The organism is Sulfuricurvum kujiense DSM 16994 (assembly GCF_000183725.1).
In the GTDB taxonomy this organism is placed as follows: Bacteria; Campylobacterota; Campylobacteria; order Campylobacterales; family Sulfurimonadaceae; genus Sulfuricurvum; species Sulfuricurvum kujiense.
On record NC_014762.1, the window covers coordinates 1,276,676 to 1,298,814 of the forward strand.

15 protein-coding genes are annotated in these 22,139 nt (G+C 45.9%); 12 read left to right on the top strand and 3 right to left on the bottom strand.

Going from position 1 to position 22,139, the window contains the following annotated elements; translation table 11 throughout:
- Window positions 1–17: 17 nt before the first annotated feature.
- The 8 genes from SULKU_RS06385 to glgP are packed head-to-tail and all read left to right on the top strand — an operon-like array spanning window position 18 to window position 11,649.
- Window positions 18–2,072 carry an alpha-amylase/4-alpha-glucanotransferase domain-containing protein gene (locus SULKU_RS06385; protein ID WP_013460125.1) on the top strand — a complete coding sequence of 685 codons (2,055 nt, stop codon included), beginning with the start codon at window positions 18–20 and terminating at the stop codon, window positions 2,070–2,072.
- A complete protein-coding gene (locus SULKU_RS06390) occupies window positions 2,065–3,075 on the top strand; it encodes a galactose-1-phosphate uridylyltransferase (RefSeq protein ID WP_013460126.1) in 1,011 nt (336 codons plus the stop codon). The genes SULKU_RS06385 and SULKU_RS06390 overlap by 8 nt, the downstream gene beginning before the upstream one ends.
- Window positions 3,068–4,489, top strand: a complete 1,422-nt coding sequence (locus tag SULKU_RS06395; protein WP_013460127.1) for a glycogen synthase — start codon at window positions 3,068–3,070, stop codon at window positions 4,487–4,489. Before SULKU_RS06390 ends, SULKU_RS06395 begins: the two co-directional genes overlap by 8 nt.
- Window positions 4,486–5,328, top strand: coding sequence for an ROK family protein (locus tag SULKU_RS06400; protein WP_013460128.1), 843 nt, complete (start codon window positions 4,486–4,488; stop codon window positions 5,326–5,328). Before SULKU_RS06395 ends, SULKU_RS06400 begins: the two co-directional genes overlap by 4 nt.
- Window positions 5,321–6,799 carry a glycogen synthase GlgA gene (gene glgA / locus SULKU_RS06405; RefSeq protein WP_013460129.1) on the top strand — a complete coding sequence of 493 codons (1,479 nt, stop codon included), beginning with the start codon at window positions 5,321–5,323 and terminating at the stop codon, window positions 6,797–6,799. Before SULKU_RS06400 ends, glgA begins: the two co-directional genes overlap by 8 nt.
- Window positions 6,796–8,742, top strand: coding sequence for a 1,4-alpha-glucan branching protein GlgB (gene glgB, locus SULKU_RS06410; RefSeq protein WP_013460130.1), 1,947 nt, complete (start codon window positions 6,796–6,798; stop codon window positions 8,740–8,742). Before glgA ends, glgB begins: the two co-directional genes overlap by 4 nt.
- Entirely contained in the window at window positions 8,739–9,998 is a 1,260-nt protein-coding gene (locus tag SULKU_RS06415) for a glucose-6-phosphate isomerase (RefSeq protein WP_013460131.1), read from the top strand. The genes glgB and SULKU_RS06415 overlap by 4 nt, the downstream gene beginning before the upstream one ends.
- Before the next feature lie 7 nt (window positions 9,999–10,005).
- Window positions 10,006–11,649 carry an alpha-glucan family phosphorylase gene (gene glgP, locus SULKU_RS06420; RefSeq protein WP_013460132.1) on the top strand — a complete coding sequence of 548 codons (1,644 nt, stop codon included), beginning with the start codon at window positions 10,006–10,008 and terminating at the stop codon, window positions 11,647–11,649.
- Between the two features lie 8 nt (window positions 11,650–11,657).
- Here the strand turns inward: glgP and SULKU_RS06425 are convergent, their stop codons facing one another.
- Complete coding sequence (locus SULKU_RS06425) at window positions 11,658–13,106, bottom strand: pyruvate kinase (protein ID WP_151174265.1); 1,449 nt, start codon at window positions 13,104–13,106, stop codon at window positions 11,658–11,660.
- Between the two features lie 166 nt (window positions 13,107–13,272).
- Between SULKU_RS06425 and SULKU_RS06430 the strand changes: the two genes are divergently transcribed.
- The gene (locus tag SULKU_RS06430; RefSeq protein ID WP_013460134.1) at window positions 13,273–14,487 is read left to right on the top strand and encodes a phosphoglycerate kinase; all 1,215 of its coding nucleotides are present in this window, start codon (window positions 13,273–13,275) and stop codon (window positions 14,485–14,487) included.
- The gene (gene corA / locus SULKU_RS06435) at window positions 14,484–15,452 is read left to right on the top strand and encodes a magnesium/cobalt transporter CorA (RefSeq protein WP_013460135.1); all 969 of its coding nucleotides are present in this window, start codon (window positions 14,484–14,486) and stop codon (window positions 15,450–15,452) included. Before SULKU_RS06430 ends, corA begins: the two co-directional genes overlap by 4 nt.
- Here the strand turns inward: corA and SULKU_RS06440 are convergent, their stop codons facing one another.
- Together SULKU_RS06440 and pta are read right to left on the bottom strand one after the other, a co-directional pair.
- Window positions 15,453–16,559 (bottom strand): acetate/propionate family kinase, encoded by a 1,107-nt coding sequence (locus SULKU_RS06440; protein ID WP_013460136.1) that lies wholly within the window; start codon window positions 16,557–16,559, stop codon window positions 15,453–15,455.
- Window positions 16,556–18,646 carry a phosphate acetyltransferase gene (pta, locus tag SULKU_RS06445; protein ID WP_013460137.1) on the bottom strand — a complete coding sequence of 697 codons (2,091 nt, stop codon included), beginning with the start codon at window positions 18,644–18,646 and terminating at the stop codon, window positions 16,556–16,558. The genes SULKU_RS06440 and pta overlap by 4 nt, the downstream gene beginning before the upstream one ends.
- A gap of 118 nt (window positions 18,647–18,764) precedes the next feature.
- On the opposite strand from pta, the gene SULKU_RS06450 reads away from it, so the two are divergent.
- Together SULKU_RS06450 and SULKU_RS06455 are read left to right on the top strand one after the other, a co-directional pair.
- Entirely contained in the window at window positions 18,765–20,018 is a 1,254-nt protein-coding gene (locus SULKU_RS06450) for a DEAD/DEAH box helicase (RefSeq protein ID WP_013460138.1), read from the top strand.
- On the top strand, window positions 20,015–22,135 hold the full coding sequence (locus SULKU_RS06455; protein WP_013460139.1) for a helix-hairpin-helix domain-containing protein: 2,121 nt from the start codon (window positions 20,015–20,017) through the stop codon (window positions 22,133–22,135). Before SULKU_RS06450 ends, SULKU_RS06455 begins: the two co-directional genes overlap by 4 nt.
- The last annotated feature ends 4 nt before the right edge of the window (window positions 22,136–22,139 follow it).

Below are 22,139 nucleotides of genomic sequence, written 5' to 3' on the forward strand. Positions count from 1 at the left end.
ACTAATAAGGAATACGGATGTCTAAAACTTCACTTTTATTCGGGATACACATGCATCAGCCCGTCGATAATTTTGATTGGGTGATCGAACATGCGATAGAGGTATGCTATAAACCTTTTTTTGAAGTTATGAGCCGCTATCCGTCATTTCGTTTCAGTCTCCATTGCAGCGGATGGCTGATGGAACAGATACAAATACGTGATCCCCAGTTGTATCAGCAAATTCAGGTGCTTTCCAAATCCGGAAGCATCGAATTTTTCAGTGCGGGGTATTATGAACCGATTTTGAGCGTTATCCCCTCGCAAGACCGCGTTGCCCAAATCGAAAAGCTCAACCGCTCTATTTTCGAATCATTCGGTCAAGCTCCCAAAGGGCTATGGCTCACCGAGCGGGTATGGGAATCTTCGCTGATCACTGATTTGAACCGAAGCAAAATCGAATATACGGTCATGGACGATTATCATTTTCAGTGTGCGGGTTTTGATGAAGAGGTGCTTGACGGCTACTATTTGAGCGAGGAAGGGGGCAAGCGGCTTGGAATTTTTCCCATCAGCAAAAAGCTCCGGTACGCACTTCCGTTTTTGAGTGTCGAAAAGGCGTTGGATGTCATCAAAAGCTATAGACGAAAAGAGGATTCGGCAGCAATTATTTTCGATGATGCCGAAAAATTCGGCATGTGGCCCGGAACTTTTGAATGGGTCTATAAAAAAGGGTGGCTGGAGAAATTCGTTCAAACCGTACTCGCAGATGATGATATCCAGACGCTCCATTACAGCGAATATTTTAAGCAGCATAAGCCGCGCGGAATCGCATACGTTCCCAATGCTTCGTATTATGAGATGGGTGAGTGGAGCTTGCGTGCGGATGATGCATTGCGCCTAGAGCGTTATAAACAGGAGATGGGATTTGAGCGGTATGAAAAAGAGGGGGTTAAATTTCTGAAAGGGGGTATTTGGAAAAACTTCTTCGTCAAATATCCCGAGAGTAATCGGATCCATAAACGGATGTTGGAGCTTTCAGCACAGCGTCCGGTCATTAACCGTTCGGATTTTGATACGGCACTTTTTAAACTCCAGACCAATGATCCGCTGTGGCACGGAGTCTTCGGCGGCCTGTATTTGCCGAATTTAAGAGATACCGCCTATCGGTACCTCATCGAATGCGAAAATATAAGGTACGATAAGAGCAGCGTGATCGAAGTCAATCATAACGAGCTGGACGGCTATGAAAAGATAAAAGTATTAACCCCCGATTTGATCTTTCGATTTGACAGCGCGTATGGTGGGCAGTTGGTAGAATTCGATCTGCGAGATCGCTGTTTCAACTACCAAAATACCCTTACGCGCCGCAAAGAGGCCTACCATCAACGGGTAATGGAACCGGTTGTGTGCAACGAGCACGGGTGCAAAGATGAAGCTCCTGCGGAAGAGGGGATAGATACGATCCATAACGTCATAGCCCAAATCGATGACACTTTGCGGGATGCGATTATTTATGACTGGTATCTCAAAAATTCGTTTATCGATCATATCAGTGACGAAACGTTTAGTCCGGAACGTTTTCGACACTGCTCATTCCGCGAATTCGGCGATTTTGCCAACCAGCCATATGAAGCCTCCTGGAATCAACATGCGATTAGCTTTTTACGCCACGGCGGCCTTTATTTTCCGGAAAAAGTCGATGCCGTTTTGGAAAAGCATTATCTGCCCAGAGGTAACGGTTTGGATTTTGAAATAAAATTCGAATCCGAATCAACCAAAGAACTCCTTTATCTGCTGGAACATAATTTACATTTTTCAGAAAGCGACAAAGTTTTGTTTAACGGTGAAATGTTGGAGGATGAGGGGGAGATTGAATCGTGCCGGGTTATGGAGATTATCGATTCTATATTAGGAAAAAGAATCACTATTTCTTTGGATCAGCCGTTCAAAACCACCTATTTCAAACTTAAAACGCTCTCACAAAGCGAACAGGGATTTGATTTGACGGTACAAGGGATCAGTTTTGCAATGGCAATACCATTTAGAGGCAATTTTATTTTAAAAGGGAAGTTGGAGATCAACGATGTCTGAAATCCGGTATGACCGTCTTCATGATACCCATGTCCTTATCGCACCCGAGAGGCTGCGTCATCCTGATACGCCTGCTGAATTTATTGAGCCCTCTATACCGGAACCGTGCCCTTTTTGTGAGGGAAATGAATCGATGACTCCGCGTGAGATTTTTGCCCTTCGTCCGGAGGGAGGTTTTCCCAATGAAAGAGGATGGGAGACGCGTGTCGTCCCGAATCTTTTCAAAGCGGTTCAGATTGAAACTCCTCCGAATCACCATTTCGGTCTGTTTGAGTATTGGGAAGGTTTCGGTGCGCATGAGGTGATCATCGATACTCCCCGCCATACGACATCTATGTGCGATTGGACGCACGCAGAAGCGGTCGCATGGCTCAAAACACTACGTCAGCGTGTCGGCGATTTACGTCGCGACGGCCGATTGGTCTATATCTCCTTGTTTAAAAATGAGGGGAGAAACGCGGGGGCGACAATGAGCCATTGCCATACACAGCTGATTGCACTGCCGATGATTCCAAAATCTTTCAGTGAGTTATACCGAAGATCAAACGAATATTATCAAACCAGCGGTCATGCATTGATGGAATCCATACTTTCACACGAAGAGGAAATTCAGACCCGTATTATTGAAAAAAAAGATGAGTTTACCTCTTTTTGTCCGTATGGGAGTGCGTATCCTTTTGAAGTGATGATCAGTTCGGCTAAGGCAACGGGACAAATCGATACCCTCAGCCGAACCCGCATCGATACCGTTGCCTCGTTGCTGATTTCGACCTTGCAGCGGCTTAGACGGCAGCTCGGAGTGTTTCATTTTAACCTTTGGATTTCTACCCCGCCGCTCATCGATACGGAAGGGATAGGTTCATTTGATCTTTGCCGTTTTACGATTCGTATTATGCCGCGCCTCTATCGGCACGGCGGATTTGAAAATGCGACGGGCATCATCATAAATCCTGTTTCTCCGGAACTGGCGGCAAAATTACTACGGGAGAGCATTCATGAATAAAAAACGCTTGTTATTCGCATCCAGCGAAGTGTACCCCTTTGTTAAAACCGGAGGGCTGGCGGATGTTTCCCATTCGCTTCCCAAAGCATTAAATGAGATGTATGACGTAAGCGTCGTATTGCCTCTTTACAGCCAGATAGACCGAAGCCGTTTTTCCCTCACGCTGTTAAACACGTTTGAGATAATGATGGGGGGGGTTTCGTATACGATAGAACTTCACGGGACATCCTATGAGGGGGTAGAATACCGTTTTATTTATGCACCGATCCTCTGTGATCGCGATTATCTTTACGGACCGCCGGAGAGCGGCTATGAAGATAACGGTATACGGTTCGGGCTCTTTTCGCATGCGATCACCCAGTTACTTCGAATCGATTCCTATGCAATCGCACACTTAAACGATTGGCAATGTGCATTGGCCGCATTGTTCGTGAAAGAAGATCCTTCTGTTAAGACAAAAATAGTCTACACCATTCACAATCTCGCTTATCAAGGGGTATTTCCCCCATCGGTGATGGGCCAAATCGGGCTCAATGAACGCTATTTTACGATGGATGCCCTGGAATTTTACGATCAGGTCAATTTCATGAAAGCGGGGATTGCTTATGCGGACGCCGTTACGACGGTAAGCCCGACGTACGCCAAAGAGATTTTAACTGCCGAATTCGGATGCGGCTTGGAGGGATTTTTGCATCTCCATCGGCGTAAACTCCGCGGGATAGTAAACGGCATCGATTCTGACCATTTCTCCCCTTCTACCGATAAAGCGCTAGTCGCGCCCTATAAAACCCTCAAAGGGAAAAAAGCCTCCAAAAATGATCTTCTCAAACAATTCGGCTTAAAAGGGGCCGCTAAACCGCTGCTTGTTTTCATCGGCCGGTTCACCCATCAAAAAGGGATGGATGTTTTGATCGAGACCCTTCCGAAAATTGCCGAACTCGAATGCAATATCGCCCTTTTGGGAGAAGGGGAAGAGGCTCATTTCGAGTCATTGGAAAAGATAGCCAAAGAGTATAAAAATGTCAGTTTGCAATTTGGTTACGATGAATCTATTGCGCACCGAATGTATGCGGCAGCCGATTTTTTACTGATGCCTTCTTTGTTTGAGCCGTGCGGACTTAATCAGATGATTGCCTTTGCCTACGGAGCCGTCCCGGTGGTCAATAAAGTCGGTGGATTGGCCGACACGGTGAAAAAATTTGAATCGTATGATGCAGAGAGCCCATCCGGATTCGGCATCGTATTTACCTCTGCTACACCCAAAACTTTCTTTACGGCAGTCAAAAAAGGGTGTGACCTCTACGCAGACAAAAAACATTTTGAATCGATCGTCAATCACAATATGAAATGTAACTATTCGTGGTCCGAAAGTGCCAAAGCGTACGATAGTATCTATAAGAAACTGATCAAATGAAAAAACTGTTTATCGATATCGGCGGTACGCATTTGCGCAGCGAGATAGTGAGTGAAGAGCATACGGCAGAGGATATGGTATCCTCGCAGGAGGTCGGACTGCTCTCTTATATCGATAAACAAGCTACACTCCATCCAGACATCTCTTTTATCGGCATATCGTATGCCGGGCAGGTTAACAACGGGATCATTGCCGCTTCGCCAAATATTAATATTGATGAATATGATATTGCATCGGTCGTAAAATCACGCTACGGTATTCCGTTGGTCATAGACAATGATCTCAATTGTGCCGTCCGGGCCGAATCGGCATACTGGCAATCAGACAATATCGCCGCTCTTTTTGTCGGTACGGGAATCGGTGCGGCGGTTATCGATCATGGCTCATTGGTTAAGGGAAGCCGAAACATGGCATATGAGATAGGGCATATCCCATATCAGGAGACACCGTTTTTTTGCGGATGCGGACGAAACAACTGTATAGAGCTTTTTGCATCGGGCTCCGGGATGGGAAAATGGCTAAAACATTTCGGCAGTGACCATGATCTTGATTTGAATCGGTTAAAAAATTCGGATATCGAAGAAGAACGTCTCATCGCGAGCCGCTTTGAAGATGCATTTCTTCATGCATCAGGTGTTTTGGTAACCCTCGCCAATCCTGAAATCCTGGTACTGGGCGGAGGGGTGATTGAACAGAATCCATATTTGGGTACACTATTGGAAGAAAAATTAAAACGTTATGCCTTAAACGCTTCGTTAGAAGGGTTGCGTATTGAGATGAGTGTGTTAAAAAATGCACCGCTTGAAGGTGCGAAATTATTGGAGACGCAGAATGGATAAATTAAATATTTTAATTGCCGCTTCGGAAGTAGTCCCCTTTGCCAAAAGCGGCGGATTAGCGGATGTTGCCGGGGCTTTGCCGAAAGCCCTCAGAGCACTCGGTCATGATGTGCGTGTTGTGATGCCGCGCTACTATATCGTTGATAGGGAAAAATACGGCCTCCGATTTATGGAAGGGGGCCTCGGTGTCCCGATGGGGATTATGGGCGAAGAGTGGGCCGGAGTGTATGAGGGAGTAATGAGCGGAACCGATGTGCCCGTCTATTTTATCGATCATGAAGGGTTTTTCGGCCGCGGCGGTCTGTATGATGAGAACGGATTCAGCTATACCGACAATGACAACCGCTTTATCTTTTTCTCCCGGGCAGTGATGCAACTGGCTAAAAAGCTCCGTTTTCATCCGGATGTCATCCATGCAAACGACTGGCATACGGCCTCGATACCGATGATGCTGAATGTCCAATACGCCTTTGACGATGATTTCGCTTATACGGGATCACTTTTGACCATCCATAATCTTCAGCATCAGGGACACTTTTATAAAGGGGCTATGGATATCCTCGATATAGGTTGGAGCCACTTTAACGCCGATGAAGTTGAGGAGTTTGACGGGATTAACCTCCTCAAAGGGGGGATCGTTCATGCCGATGCCATCAGTACGGTGAGCCGTCGCTACGCGCAGGAGATTCGTACATCGGAATTCGGATGGGGGTTGGAGCGGCTGATTGACGGCTATTCGTATAAATTGCACGGTATCCTCAACGGGGTAGATTATGATGAATGGAGTCCCGCACACGATCCTTTTATCGCCGAAACGTTCGATACTGATTCTATGGACGGGAAACGTGTGTGTAAAAGTGCCTTGCAATACGCTTTCGGCCTTCCCGAACGTGATGATGTTCCGCTGATAGGTCTTGTCGGAAGACTGGTTGAACAAAAAGGGATCGAACTCCTCGTCCATTCCATCCATGCATTGATGCATATGGAGCTTCAAATTGTTCTTTTGGGGGCAGGGGAGAAGTGGGCGGAACATTTTTTCAGCGATATTGCCGGACGGTATCCTGAAAAATTTCGCTGCTACATCGGATACCGAAATGATCTGGCACACCAAATCGAGGCGGGATGCGATCTGTTTTTGATGCCCTCCTTATTCGAGCCGTGCGGGCTCAATCAGATTTACTCTCTGCGTTACGGAACGCTCCCTATCGTCCGTGCAACGGGGGGACTGGATGATACGATCGAAAACTATGCCAACGACTCGACACACGGCACCGGATTTAAATTTTACGATGCCACCCCGAATGCCTTGATTAATACGGTCGGATGGGCAATCTATACGTGGTACAATGACCCTCATGGATTTGAAACAATGCAGCGTAACGCCATGGAGAAACGATTTGACTGGCACCACGCGGCATTAGAGTATGAAGCGCTGTACTATCGCATTAAAGCGGGAAGAAGAGGAGAATGAATACTCACCAACACCATCGGATAACCTATGAGATTTCGCGACTGAGCGAACTGGATATCTATTTGTTCAAAGAAGGTAACCATACCAAGCTATACGATAAACTCGGTTCTCATGCGATGGAACACAACGGGATTTCCGGGATCTATTTTGCCGTATGGGCGCCCAATGCCGCATATGTCAGTGTCCGGGGAGATTTCAACCATTACGATACCGGCTCGCATCCGTTAAAACTTCGTGAAGACGAGTCGGGGATATGGGAAGGATTTATAGAGGGAGTGGAGCAGGGGCTCACCTACAAATATCATATCGCCTCAAAATTTCATAATATCGTCCATGACAAAAGCGATCCGTTCGGTTTTTATGCAGAAGAGCCGCCGAAATCGGCATCCCGTGTCTGGAGTCTGGAAAACTACCCTTGGGACGATAAAGGATGGATGGATACACGATATCGCAACAATGCCCATGATGCACCGATCAGCGTGTATGAGATGCATGTCGGTTCATGGAGACGCAAAGTCGAAGAAGACAACCGTTTTCTCACCTACCGGGAGCTAGCCGTAGAACTGGTCTCGTATCTTAAAGAGATGAACTATACCCATGTCGAGTTTATGCCCCTGAGCGAGTATCCGTTTTTCGGTTCATGGGGATATCAGGTCGTAGGATACTTTGCGGCAACGGCACGTTTCGGAACACCGCAGGATTTGATGTATCTGATCGATAGGCTGCATCAAAACGGGATCGGCGTTATTATGGACTGGGTACCCTCACATTTTGCCGTCGATATGCACGGCTTGATTAATTTTGACGGAACGGCCCTGTATGAGCACGACGACCCCCGACAGGGGTTTCATCCCGAATGGGGAAGCATCATTTTCAACTACGGTCGAAACGAAGTAAAATCGTTTTTGATCTCTTCTGCAATGTTTTGGCTGGATAAATACCATATCGACGGCATACGCGTCGATGCGGTCGCTTCAATGCTTTATCTCAACTATGCACGAAAAGAGGGGGAGTGGATCCCCAACCAATACGGCGGGAATGAGAATCTCGAAGCGATTGAATTTCTGAAAAAACTCAATACCAGTGTGTACGGAGAATTTTCCGATATCCTGATGATCGCCGAAGAATCGACCGCCTATCCGATGGTGACGCGACCGGTAGATGTAGGCGGGCTAGGATTCGGATTTAAGTGGAACATGGGATGGATGCATGACTCCCTTAAATACATGAGCCGTGATCCGATCTATCGTCAACACCATCATCACCAGCTCACGTTTAGTATGTGGTACGGATTTGATGAGAACTTTATGCTCCCTCTCAGCCACGATGAGGTCGTCCATATGAAAGGCTCGCTCATCAACAAAATGCCGGGCGATCATAATCAAAAATTTGCCCATTTGCGTTCATTGCTAGCGTATATGATGGCTCATCCCGGAAAGAAACTCCTGTTTATGGGGGGAGAGATCGCGCAGTTCGCGGAATGGAGTTTTGAACGCTCCTTGGACTGGCATCTTTTGGACTATCCGCTCCATCACGGTTTGCAAAAGATGGTTTCCGATTTGAATGCGCTCTATGCACATGAGCGGGCTTTGCATTTGTATGACGAGAAACGCGAAGGGTTTGAGTGGATCGATGATCGGGATTATTCGCATAACTGCATCAGCTTTATCCGCAAAAGTGATGATCCTACCGACAATATTATCGTTGTGTGCAATTTTGCCGATAATACACGGGAAAACTACTGTCTGGGTGTGCCGTATGCGGGAGATTATGTAGAAATCTTCAATTCGCAATCACACTATTATGAGGGTTGGAATATCGGAAACACTTCACCTTTAGCGGCGGTTGAGAGAGAAATGCACGGCCGTCCGTACACACTTACACTGACCTTGCCTCCGTTAGGGGTACTCTATCTAAAGCGCAACGAAGGGGAAAAAAGATGATTTTCAGCCATGATTTTGGCTCAGAATCATTTTCGACAGACTCAAGATTAAAAGATGATGCGTTTTCATCTCTTGTAAACGAACGTATCGGTAAGGAGATCGGTTATTACGAATTGCCGTTTCAATCGGTTGCGCTAATCGAACACATTCATCGGTTTGCCGAAAAAAATCCTTTTTTGTCAGCAGAAACGATTCACGATATCGCCGTTATCGGGATCGGAGGATCATCGCTTGGAACCAAAGGGATCGATTCACTGCTTAAATCGAAAAAAATGCCTTATAGAACTCTTCACTTTCTTGAAAACACCGATCCTATCGCTATTTCCAAAACACTTTCCAATCTGAAAAAAGAGAGTACTTTGTTTATCGTCATCTCTAAATCTGGGAAAACGATAGAGACTGTCTCGATTTTTAAAACGCTCATCGGTTATTATCACTTGGATTTGGACGGAATTGACAAAGAGCGTATCGTCGCCATTACCGATGAAGGATCGCCGCTATCACGATTCGCGTCATATCACGGTATTCAGCAGTTCGGGATACCCAAAAATGTCGGCGGAAGGTTTTCAGTACTGAGTGCGGCGGGGATCGTCCCTCTGACATTAGCGGGGTACGACACCAAATCATTGTTGGAAGAGGGCGGCCAGTTTTTGGAACGGTTTTTCAATCATGAAGAAGACCATCTTCTGGATAAAGCTTTGTTTCTTTATAAACACAGCAGCGATATCAACATTAATGTTCTGTTTGCCTATGCCGATGAGCTTGAAAACCTATGCAAATGGTATGTACAGCTATGGGCCGAGTCGTTAGGCAAAAAGGACGGAGCGGGAAAACACGTAGGACTGACCCCTTATGCACTGATCGGATCGATTGATCAACACTCGTTTTTACAGCTTATTATGGAGGGACCTAGAGATAAAAGTGTTACTTTTATTACGATAGAAGATTTTGAAAATAATTTGCTTATTCCCGATATATCGTTAAAATATCTGGAGATGAACGACGTTGTCAACGGAAAAAAGTTTAATGAGCTTATCAATTTTCAATGCGAAGCGACAAAAGAGAGTCTCAGAATGAACAATATTCCGACTGATCATATTATAATTAAAAAGATAAATGAAGCAAGTGTCGGTACAATAATAGTCTACTATGAATTGTTGACGACTTTGATGGGTAGGATGATGGATATCAATCCTTATAATCAGCCGGGCGTAGAGCTTGGGAAACAGATTCTTTGCGAAAAATTTACAGAGTGAGGGAAATATGATTTTACACGACTACCAATATGATGCGAAATACACAAAAAGTATTGCCTATTTTTCGATGGAATTCGCGATTCATCAAGGGCTAAAAATCTATTCCGGAGGATTGGGCTTTTTGTCCGGTTCGCACATGCGCAGTGCTTATGATCTGCGTCAAAATGTTGTGGGAGTCGGCATATTATGGAGTTTTGGCTATTATGACCAGACGCGCAGTCCCGATCGAAGCCTCAAAGCCGAGTTTATTCGGAAACATTACTATTTTTTAAAAGATCTGGGAATACAGGCAAAAGTGATCATCCACTCGCAAGAGGTCCATATTAAAGCATATTATTTATCTCCGGACATTTTCAGCTCGGCCCCGTTGATTTTACTTTCGACCGATATCCCTGAAAACGATTTTCTAGCCCGTACGATCACTCATAAACTGTACGACGCCAACGAAGAGACCCGTATTTCTCAGGAAATCGTTTTAGGAATCGGGGGAGTCAAGGTACTCGAAGCGCTGAAACAAAAAATAGATATCTATCATATGAATGAAGGTCACGCTTTGCCGCTGGTATTTGAGCTTTATGCCAAATATCGCGATATGGACGAGGTTAGAAAGCGGGTTGTTTTTACGACCCATACCCCTGAAGATGCGGGGAACGAACAGCATAATATCGATCTGCTGCATAAATTCGGGTTTTTTAACGGCTTGGATATGGAAACGGTCCGCTCCATTATGATGATGGAAAACGAAAACAATTTCAATCTCACGGTCGGTGCGCTGCGTGCATCGAAAATTACTAACGGCGTCTCCAAATTCCATGGGGAAGTGGCGAACCGGATGTGGAAGGATTGCGAAGGAAAATCAGAAATCATTCACGTTACCAATGCGCAAAACCGCCGTTTTTGGACCGATAAAGAGTTATTGGCGGCATTGGACGATCATGAAGATTATCAGATTATCAGTCGAAAAAAACATCTTAAACGCGGTTTGTTTGCTATCGTTGCCGACCAAACCGGTAAAATGTTTAATCCCGATATTTTGACGATTGTCTGGGCACGCCGTTTTGCGGAGTACAAACGTCCGGGACTCATCAAACACGATTTCGCACGTTTTAAAAAGCTGCTTCAGCGTACCGATAAACCTGTTCAGATTATTTGGGCCGGAAAACCGTACCCTTTTGATACGAATGCGATCAACGTTTTCAACGAACTTATCCATATCAGTCATGATTATCCGAACATGGCTGTCTTGGTCGGATATGAGCTTGATCTCTCCCGAATGCTGAAAAAAGGGTCGGATATCTGGCTGAATACTCCTCGTGTTTCACGCGAAGCAAGCGGAACGAGCGGTATGACAGCGAGTATGAACGGTTCTATCCACTTCTCAACCGATGACGGATGGCACCCCGAATTTGCAAAACATACGATCAATTGTTTTACGATCCCTCCGATCGATCATGATCAGCCGGTTGAGCTTCAGGATGCCGAAGACAACAAAAACATGATGGATATGCTCGAAAACGAGATCATCCCTATGTATTACGATAAGCCTGATCACTGGGTGCAAATGATGAAAAGTGCGATGAGCGACGTTATTCCCGCCTTTGACTCAGGACGTATGGCACATGAATATTATGTCAAAATGTACGAGCACTGAGAGGCTCGTTACTTCCACTGGAAGCTGGGATTATAAAGCAGTTTATTTTTGCGGAAAACAAGATCCATCTGTTTAAGGATCGTGGTCAGAATTTTGATGGTTTCCAGTGCATAATCCCCTTTATTGAGCATAACGCATTCTGCTTTATGGGCAAAAACGACATCCGATATCTCGGCACGGCTCGGGATATTGGTTTTCATTTTGCTTTCCAAAACCTGTGTGGCCAAAATGACCGGCATATGTGCCGCGGTGCAGAGGTCTAAAATCTCTTCTTGCATATAGGCGAGATTTTCAAATCCTATTTCGATTGCCAAATCTCCCCGTGCGATCATAATCCCTGAATGCCCGTATTCAATCAATGCTTCGAGAATTTCGGGCAGATTTTCGACCCCTTTTTGGGTTTCGATTTTAGCGACAATCGCAATTTTCCCTTTTTTGCCCAGGCGGTCCAACTCATCGATAAGATCGTGTATGTCTTCGGATGTTTGGGCAAAGGATATCCCTATAATATCGGCATATTCGCAAATATGGGGCAATACCTCTTTATCATGATCGCAGATCGCTCGTACGGCGATATCGCTGTTGGGGAAATTGATCCCTTTCTCATCTTTGAGCGATATCCCTTTTTCATTGCGCGATACGACTTTGCAGACGATATCGTCGCCGAGTATCTCATCAATCACCATTTCGATCTTTCCGTCATCCACAAAAACCTTGTCTCCGACTTTGACCAATCCGCCCAAATGTTCTAGGGTGCATCCGACAACGGCATCGTATTGTTTAGCGGCTTTTTTCAGCGGAGGCTGCCCGTCCGGGTGTATTAGGACACTGTCTCCGCAGAAAAGTTTATATTTTTTCGGCTTGTCCGATTTTTTTGATTTTTTTAGGGATGTTCTGATCTTAGGGCCTGCAAGATCGACGTATATTTTCAGCTCTTTTTCGTCGGAACATGCATTTTTAATTTCTCCGGACATCTCTTTCCATGCACTCGGATTGTCATGGGCTGTATTAATCCGAAAAAGGTGGACCCCTTCCTGAGACAGATTTTTGAACCACTCTTTTTCATCCGCATAGTTCGAAGGGACGGTAATCATGATTTTTGTTTTGTCTTCGGATGTGGAAAAAATTTCACTGTTCTTATCCATTATCGCATGCGACTCTTCATAACTTAATAGTGCTTTAGGCAGATGCAGCTCTTTTTTAAGGGCATGAGAAAGCATCTCGAGCGCAACATTGATACTGGCCTCCATATGAGCTTGCGAACGTCCGAACGACGATAATCCGACTTTGGTAAGATCGTCTTGTAAATGGGAAAAATCGTGTTTCCGGACATTGAGGTAGTATTTCATGTTGAGTAAAGAGACATTTGGCATATTTTTGTCTACTCCGGACGACATTTTTTCTTTCAGATCCAACAAGTTATCAAATAACTCGGATAAAATATCTTTCTTCATCATTCCCTCTTTTTTTCAATGGTTTTCGCATTAATATAGTACGCTAAAAAGATTACAAAATAATATTTTATATACAAATCGTAACAATAATAAGCTATTCTAGTGTACTATGTTTTCAATTATGTTGAGGATTCTCAACAGCAAATTAATCCCAAATAAAGGTGAAGCGATGATAAGTAACATTCTCATGATGAGCGGAGTTAAGAGTTTGAAAGATGTCGATTTGGCCGGAAAAAGAGTTTTGATCCGTGTCGATTTTAATGTCCCGATGGACGCGCATTACAACATATCCGATGACAGCCGTATACGGGCGGCTCTTCCGACCATTAACTACTGTATCGATCATAATGCCTGCTCTATTACCCTTATAAGCCATTTGGGACAGCCGAAAAACGGGTATGAAGATCGCTATTCTCTTGTGCATATCCAAAAACGTTTAGAGAGACTGCTTGAAAAAAAAGTGGAGTTTATTGACGATCTCGACACGTTAAAAGCCCAAAATTCCCATTGTTCGGCGGAGCGTATTTTTTTGCTTGAAAACATCCGTTTTTTTCAGGGAGAGAAAAAAAATGACCCTGCATTTTGTAAACAATTGGCAGACCTGTGCGACATTTATGTCAACGATGCATTCGGAACCTCGCATCGCAAAGACGCTTCGACCTATGGGATTGCCGATTTTGCGAAAATCAAAGTGGCCGGTTTTTTAATGATGCGGGAGATTGAGGCGTTTACCAAAGCACTGGAAAATCCGATTCGGCCGATCGCACTTGTTGTCGGCGGTTCCAAAATATCTTCTAAAATCACCCTGTTAACGTCGGTTATGCCGAAAATCGACAAACTGATTATCGGCGGTGCGATGAGCAATACATTTTTAAAAGCGTTGGATCATGACATGAAAGCTTCGCTGGTTGAAGATGATTTTATCGAAGTGGCAAAAGAGGTGTTGAATGAAGCCAAAGCACATGGGGTAAAAGTTTATCTCCCCGTCGATGTCGTTATAACTGACTCGATCGAATCACCTGTCGATATTAAGGTTACACCGGCCCAAGACGTACTTGAAGGGTTCCATGCCGTTGATATCGGTCCCGCGACACTTAAACTTTTTTCGGAGGCGATTGAACTCTCCAATACGATCATTTGGAACGGGCCTATGGGGATTTATGAAATCAGCCAGTTCTCAAAAGGGACATTCAAACTCGCTTCTTTCATCGCCGACAGCTATGCATACAGTATCGTCGGAGGAGGGGACACCGCCGATGCGGTAGAAAAAGCCGGTGAAAAAGAGAAGTTCAGCTTTATATCGACCGGAGGTGGCGCAAGCTTGGAGCTATTGGAAGGAAAAATTCTCCCCGGCTTTGAGAAGCTTGACCGAAAAGAATCATGATAGTCGTCTACCGTCATAATAACGGCTCGATAGATGCCGTTTCGCTAAACGAGATACAAGATCCTGCAGAACATGAAAAGATTGTCTGGATCGATATCTTTAAAGCAAATGAAGAAGAGATAAAACAAGTAGAAATATTGTTTAATATTAAAATGCCGACAAAGCATGAAAGGGAAGAGATAGAACTTAGCTCGCGTTATTGGGAAGACAGCCGAAGCATCAACATCAATTCATACTTCTTTGTCTCTTTCTTTTTTGTCGAGAACAGTAAATCGCACTACAACGAAAGCGTCAGTTTCGTACTCCAGGACAATATCCTCTTTACCGTGCGTGACAGCGAGCTTCAAACATTCGAGATCATGAGCAAAATGCTGATGTCGAACCCGAAAGAGTTTTTTTCAGGGTATGAGATTTTCATGCATATCTTTGATATCCGGATCGACAGAGATGCCGATCTGCTCGAATACGCTTCCAGAGAATCGGATGAGATCCGCAAAAAACTATTGTGGGAAGCGGATGCCCATTCGGTTGAGTTATTGAGAAAAATTTCCACGTTGCAGGAATTTACCCAAAAGGTACGTCAATCGGTCTTTGACAAACGGAGAATATTGACGGCGATGGTCAAATCCCCTAAACTTTCTCAAGAAATCAAACAAGACATTACGATTATGATGAAAGACCTGAATTCGTTGGTAGAGTTTATTACGATAGACGGCAATACGCTCGACAACCTTCAAAACCTTTTTTTGGCCCAGACCAATATCGAACAAAACAAGATCATCAAACTCTTTACCGTCGCCAGTGTGGTGTTGATGCCTCCGACACTCGTCGCCAGTATTTACGGTATGAACTTTCGTTTTATGCCGGAACTCGGCTGGCATTTGGGGTATCCGTTTTCACTTGGGCTGATGATTATCGCCGGATTGATACCCCTTCTTTATTTTCGAAATCGGGGATGGCTGTAATTAAGCGCTTAACAGTGATTGAACGTACAGAGCGATCTGCCGCTCCTCATCCGTCGGAATAACGAGCAGTGCTACGGTGCTTGCTTCATCGTGAATCCGGGTTTCAAACGCACTGTTTTTAGCTCTGTCCAAACAGATGCCCATATGTTCCAGTCCTTCGCATACCATTTCATGGATCAGCGGTGAGTGTTCGCCGATCCCGCCGGTAAAGATGACGGCATCGACACCGCGTAAGACGCTCATGTATGCTCCGAGCTGTTTTCTAAGTCTGTAGGCAAACATATCAATGGCCAAAGCCGCATTGGCATCACCACTCTTTCGCGCTTCAATGATCGATCTGAGGTCATTGGTACCGGCAATAGCCAGCAAGCCGCTTTTTTTATTCAAGAGCGTATCCACTTCTTCGATACTCATCCCTTTTTCATGCATAAGATACCCTATGATTGAGGGATCGATGCTTCCGCATCGCGTCCCCATCATCAGCCCCTCCAGAGGCGTCATCCCCATGGAAGTATCGATACTGCGCCCTTTTTGAATAGCACAGGCGCTTACACCGTTGCCGATATGAAAGGTAATTAAATTCAAAGACTCGATAGGCTTTTGCAGCAGATCGGACGCCTGAATGCTTACATAATGGTGGGAGGTACCGTGAAAGCCGTACCGGCGGACATGAAACGATTCGTACAAATCATGTGCGAGGGGATAGCGGTACGCATAAGGGGGCATGGTCTGATGGAAAGCCGTATCGAATACCGCAAAATTCGGGACACTCGGAGCAATGGCTCGGGCGGCTTGAATCCCCTCGATATTTGCCGGGTTATGGAGCGGTGCGAGAGGGATGAGGGCAGTGATTTCACGGATGAGCGCATCATCGACGCGTGCGGGTTCATGAAAACGTTCTCCGCCGTGTACGACACGATGGCCGATAGCATCGATTTTGGTAATATCGATATTGTGCAGTTGCAATTGGGTACGCATTACTTCAAAACCCTCGTGGTGATCGCGAATCTCCTCGATTAGTCCGTGATCGATCAACTGCAGTGTTTTTGTATTGTAAATGCTGTATTTGATGGAAGAACTTCCCGCATTGATGACCAAAATACTCATAGTTTCTCACTTTGTTGAGCCTGAATGGCGGTAATCAGTACTGTATTGACGATATCGGCGATTTCGCATCCTCGGCTGAGATCGTTAACCGGTTTTTTGAGCCCTTGAAGTACGGGCCCGATCGCAACGGCACCTGATGAGCGCTGAACCGCCTTATAGGTATTGTTTCCGGTGTTAAGATCAGGAAAAATAAAGATTGTCGCTTGTCCCGCAACCGGAGAATTCGGAAGTTTTATCAGGGCGACCTCCGGGTCTATTGCGGCGTCATATTGGATCGGTCCTTCGATGAGAAGATCAGGATAGCGCTCTTTGACTATATGGGTAGCTTCACGTACTTTTTCGACATCATCGCCATGTCCTGAATTACCGGTAGAGTAGGAAAGCATAGCAATTCTCGGCTCTATGCCGAACGCTTTGGCGCTGAATGCCGAAGCAATCGCAATTTCGGCAAGTTCGGGTGCACTTGGGTCTTGATTGATGGCACAGTCCGCATATACGAGTACTTTGGTATCCAGACACATGAAGAACAAACTCGATACCAGCGAGATTTCGGGAAGTGTTTTGATGATCTGCAATGCGGGAAGAACCGTATCCTGCGTCGTATGTACGGCACCCGAAACCATTCCGTCCGCGTCGCCGCTATATACCATCATGGTGGCAAAATAGGTTCGGTGGCTCATTGCGTCTATCGCCGTATTCATACTGAGACCTTTATGCGCACGCAAGGCATAGAAACTGTCGATGTACTGCTGCATAAGCGGAGAAGTCAAAGGGTCGATAATCGTAGCTTTGGAAATATCAAGCCCTAATGTATTGGCCTGATGTAAAACACTTGTCCGTTCTCCCAGTAAAATCAAATCGACGGCATCCCGACGCAATAAAATTTCGGCGGCACGCAAAATACGTTCATCGTTGCTTTCAGGCAGGACGATACGTTTTCGTTCGGATCTGGCGCGCTGATAGAGTGTGTATTCAAACATGGCGGGGGTAATAATATCGCTGTGAGCCGTACGAAGACGCTCTTGGAGCAGATCAACATTTACAGCATTCATAAATGCCCCGATTGCAAGAGCAATTTTACGATTTTGTTCCGGATGGAGCGATGCCGAGATACTGTCTACTTTCAGGGCACTTTGATAGGTATCGCTCTTGACACTTAAAATGGGGATGTTCAGAAAATTGATACCGCCGATGAGTTTTAAAAAATTGTCCGGCGGGATGATACCTCCGGTCAGTAAAATAGCGGAGATGGTAGGGAAATCTTTGGAATAATTGGCATACAGTACGGTTAAAATGATATCTAGACGGTCACCCGGAACGATGATAAGATCGTTATCCTCGAGGCGATCCAGCAAGTGCTCCAAATGCATCGCCGCGATTTTAGGATGTCGTATCATCCGATCGAGATCTTTTTTCTCGCCGACAAGTAAAGAACATTCCAGTGCATGTTTGACTTCGGCAACGCTTAAGCGATCGAGTTCGTCAATTTCTTCCATAAAAAAGGTAAGGGTGCTTTGGTCGATGACCTCTTCGGTGAATCTACGATATATCGCTTCATCCAGCCGATTTACAAAAAGGGCGATCTGTTCCACATGCTCATTTTTGAGCGATACCCGTTCCAAATCGATTTCATGAATGAGCTGTTCATGCGTTTTGTGTTTTCCGTTTATAACGCTGATGTAAGGTGCTTGGAGATTTTTGGCGATAATATGGTTAAAGTTTTGAGAGAGAGTTTTTGAAAAGGAGGCTTGATCCAGCCCCTGAATCATGACGAAATCGAATTCCGACTCTAACCGATGGTACTGTTCAAAGAGGCGTTCCAAAATAATCGATTCTTTCCCCTCTGAGAGGAGTGTTTCTACTTCATCCAGACCGAAACATCGGCAGCTTTCGGGAGTTTGCTCCAAATTAAAGTGTTTTATCATAAACTCTATATCACTGTCGGGCAATGAAATGTTTTTAATAATAGGTTTAAAAAATGCCAGTTTATGAACACGGCTTTTTAGGAGTTCCATAATCCCCATTGAGATGATCAGCGATCCCGAATTTGGCTCTAACGAAGCGATGTAGAGATTTTTAACACTCACGGCGGCACTCCTTGATCATATATACGAACATTTTATCATTGATCTATATTATACATCTTTAATGCGCTTAACACCAAAATAGACCTATACTTCCTCTCACCATTTACGAGGACCTACAATGCCATTTTTACACTTCTCTCTTTTATCCCCGATCGTTCAAGCGGTGAAAGAGAGCGGCTACACTCATCCTACGCCTATTCAGGAAAAAGTGATTCCCCTTGTCTTGGAGAAGAACGATATTCTTGCGCGCGCTCAGACGGGAAGCGGAAAAAGTGCGAGCTTTGTACTGCCGATATTACATCTTTGGTCGTTAAGCCGCAGCGAGGGAAAAGGGAAGATCAAAGCCCTCATCCTGACGCCGACACGCGAATTGACACTGCAGGTGGCACAGGCGTTTGAAAGCATGGGGAAACATCTTCCGATAAAACCGAAAGTGCTCAGCATCATCGGCGGGGAAAGCATCGGCGATCAGCTCTACGCCATTCAGCAGGGTTGTGATATTCTCGTTGCAACATCGGGACGATTTCTGGACGTATTGAAGAAAAAGCAGATGAATTTGTCGCATCTGGAGTTTTTTGTCCTGGATGAAGCGGACAAAATGCTCGACCTCGGATTTGCCGAAGAGCTGGAACTGATTTTGGATGCTATCCCCCAAAAACGCCAAAATCTCCTCTTTTCAGCGACGTATCCGCCGAAGATGGAGTCAATCGCCTCCAAAATCACCCCAAACCCGATTCATGTCACGTTAGAAGCGGAGATGCCGACGGTACAGAATATCCATCAGCGTGTTATCGAAGTAAATCCCGAAAATCGGGGCCCTTTGCTCCGTCACCTGCTCAATACCGAAAAATGGGAGCAGGTATTGGTGTTCATGGCGAACAAAAGAGCCTCCGACAATATCGCCGCAAAGTTCCGCAAATACGGATTTTCGGCGGATTCGTTTAACGGCGATCTTCTCCAAGAGGATCGGAACTATGTGCTAGAGCAGTTCAAAAAGAAAAAAATCCGCATTCTCTTTGCGACCGATATCGCTGCGAGGGGATTGGATATCGATGATATCACCTGTGTGGTCAATTTCGATCTCCCCCGTTCTCCCGCCGATTATATCCACCGTATCGGACGTACGGGACGGGCGGGTAAATCCGGGCTTGCGATCTCGTTTATCGGGTTTGCCGAAAGAGATCATTTCGCATTGATCGAGAAACGCTCCAAGATCAAGCTGCCGCGCGAACAGATCGAGGGATTCGAACTCATCGGAACCCCTCCGCCGAAGAAAAAAGGTCCCGAACCGGTCAAAGGAAAAGGGAAAAGTAAAAAAGACAAAGCCCGTGAGCTTGCCGCCAAAAATACTAAAGACTCAGGAAACCAATGAACAGCCTCATCGATCTTCTTTCTCAAAAAACAGCTCTTACATCCAAAACCGTCAGTAACATTCTCAAGCTTCTCGAAGAGGGATCAACCATCCCTTTTATCGCCCGCTATCGCAAAGAAATGACGGGGGGCGCTACGGACGAGCAGCTGCGGGAGTTTGAGAACATCTACGGCTATTCGAAAAAACTTCTGGAACGTAAAGAAGAGGTGGGACGGCTTATTTCGGAGCGTGCCGAATTCAGCAATGAATTGCGCACATTATTGAACGGCGCTTCCACTCTCCAGGAGGTTGAGGATATCTACCGTCCATTCAAAGAGAAGAAAAACACCCGAGCAAGTGTCGCCATTGCCTCAGGACTGGAACCGTTGGCCGATCTGCTGGAGAGCGGACGGTTGGAATTGGACGAATTTACCAAAAGAGCCGATAGTTTTGTAAAAGGCTCCGTTTCCACACGCGAGGATGCGATCAAAGGGGCTCAGGATATTGTGGCGGAGCGCTACAGCGACGATGCGCGTGAGCGCGATTACTGGCGTCGTCAGATACAGGAATATTCCTCATTTGAGATCAAGGCGGCAAAAGGGATGAAAGAGGAGGGGCTTTTCGCCAAACTTGCCGGAAAAACGGAGAAAATTTCCTCCATCCCCTCTCACCGTTATCTGGCGATTATGCGCGGGGTAGCCGAAAAAGAGCTGAGTGTTAAAATTTCAATGGATACAGATCGTGTGGAGAATACGATCGCGCGCTATCGCATACCAAAACACGCTAAAAGCTCTCAAAGTCTTCTGTTGTCCGCTTATCTTGACGGTTTTAAGCGGCTCCTTTTCCCATCTTTGGAACGGGAAATCCATACGATGGTAAAAGAGAAAGCGGATACACAAGCGATCAATACTTTCGGTAAAAACCTCACCCAGCTTTTAGGTTCCCCTCCCGTAACCAAACGTGTAATTTTGGGTGTCGATCCGGCGTATCGGACAGGGTGTAAACTCGCCGTAGTGGATGAGAACGGTACCTATATGGACCACGCGGTGATTTTTCCGACACCGCCGCAAAGCGATTTTGAGAAGAGCGCCCAGGTCATTAAAAAGCTCTCTCAGCGTTACGGATTCAATGCCGTTGCCATAGGAAACGGAACGGGTTCACGGGAGACGCAGGAATTTTTTGCAAAGCTGAACCGTGACGAGGGGATGAACCTCACCTATACGGTCGTTTCCGAAGCGGGTGCATCAGTCTATTCCGCCTCGAAAATCGCTCAGGAGGAATATCCGCAGCTTGATGTCACAATTCGGGGCGCGATATCGATTGCACAGAGACTGCGCGACCCGATGGCGGCGCTGGTCAAGATCGATCCGAAATCGCTCGGCGTAGGGCAGTATCAGCACGATGTCGATCAAAAACTCTTGGAAAAAAAACTCGGCAGTGTCACCGAAGATTTGGTTAATCGTATCGGTGTAGACCCAAACAGCGCATCGGTATCGCTTCTCTCCTACGTGGCTGGGGTCGGGACAAAGGTTGCCAGGGCAATCGTAGAGTACCGCGAGCAAAGCGGAGCGTTTAAAGCCAAACAGGAACTTCTCAAGGTCAAAGGGCTCGGTGCCAAAGCGTATGAACAGTGTGCCGGGTTCTTTCGGATACGGGAGGGGAGAAGCGTACTGGATAACACCGGCGTCCACCCTGAGAGTTATGAGGCGGCGAATGAGCTGATGAAGCGGTATGAACTCTCCGCCATCACGAAAGATCAGCTTCCAAAAATCTCGCAGGAGTTAGGAATAGGGGAAGCGACGCTCGCAGACATAGTCGCTGAGCTTCGAAAACCGGGATTTGACCCGCGTGAGACGCTGCCTCCGATTATGTTCCGTTCGGATTTAACCGATATCAAAGAGCTGCGTGAGGGGTCTATCGTTTCAGGTGTCGTCCGAAACATTGCCGACTTCGGTGCGTTTGTCGATATCGGACTTAAAAATGACGGATTGATCCATATTTCGCAGATGTCCGATAAGCGGATATCGCATCCCCTTGAGGTCCTCAGCGTCAATCAGCAGTTGAGCCGTATTCGTGTTATCGAAGTCGACGGTGTCAAAGGAAAAGTGGGGTTGAGTTTGAAGGATATAGTAATCTAATTTG

Coding starts and splice junctions, on each gene's coding strand:
- SULKU_RS06400 (WP_013460128.1), top strand. CDS start 4,486: ATGAAAAAACTGTTTATCGATATCGGCGGTACGCATTTGCGCAGCGAG.
- SULKU_RS06425 (WP_151174265.1), bottom strand. CDS start 13,106: ATGATGAAGAAAGATATTTTATCCGAGTTATTTGATAACTTGTTGGAT.
- glgB (WP_013460130.1), top strand. CDS start 6,796: ATGAATACTCACCAACACCATCGGATAACCTATGAGATTTCGCGACTG.
- SULKU_RS06455 (WP_013460139.1), top strand. CDS start 20,015: ATGAACAGCCTCATCGATCTTCTTTCTCAAAAAACAGCTCTTACATCC.
- glgA (WP_013460129.1), top strand. CDS start 5,321: ATGGATAAATTAAATATTTTAATTGCCGCTTCGGAAGTAGTCCCCTTT.
- SULKU_RS06440 (WP_013460136.1), bottom strand. CDS start 16,559: ATGAGTATTTTGGTCATCAATGCGGGAAGTTCTTCCATCAAATACAGC.
- SULKU_RS06415 (WP_013460131.1), top strand. CDS start 8,739: ATGATTTTCAGCCATGATTTTGGCTCAGAATCATTTTCGACAGACTCA.
- SULKU_RS06395 (WP_013460127.1), top strand. CDS start 3,068: ATGAATAAAAAACGCTTGTTATTCGCATCCAGCGAAGTGTACCCCTTT.
- SULKU_RS06385 (WP_013460125.1), top strand. CDS start 18: ATGTCTAAAACTTCACTTTTATTCGGGATACACATGCATCAGCCCGTC.
- SULKU_RS06450 (WP_013460138.1), top strand. CDS start 18,765: ATGCCATTTTTACACTTCTCTCTTTTATCCCCGATCGTTCAAGCGGTG.
- corA (WP_013460135.1), top strand. CDS start 14,484: ATGATAGTCGTCTACCGTCATAATAACGGCTCGATAGATGCCGTTTCG.
- SULKU_RS06390 (WP_013460126.1), top strand. CDS start 2,065: ATGTCTGAAATCCGGTATGACCGTCTTCATGATACCCATGTCCTTATC.
- SULKU_RS06430 (WP_013460134.1), top strand. CDS start 13,273: ATGATAAGTAACATTCTCATGATGAGCGGAGTTAAGAGTTTGAAAGAT.
- glgP (WP_013460132.1), top strand. CDS start 10,006: ATGATTTTACACGACTACCAATATGATGCGAAATACACAAAAAGTATT.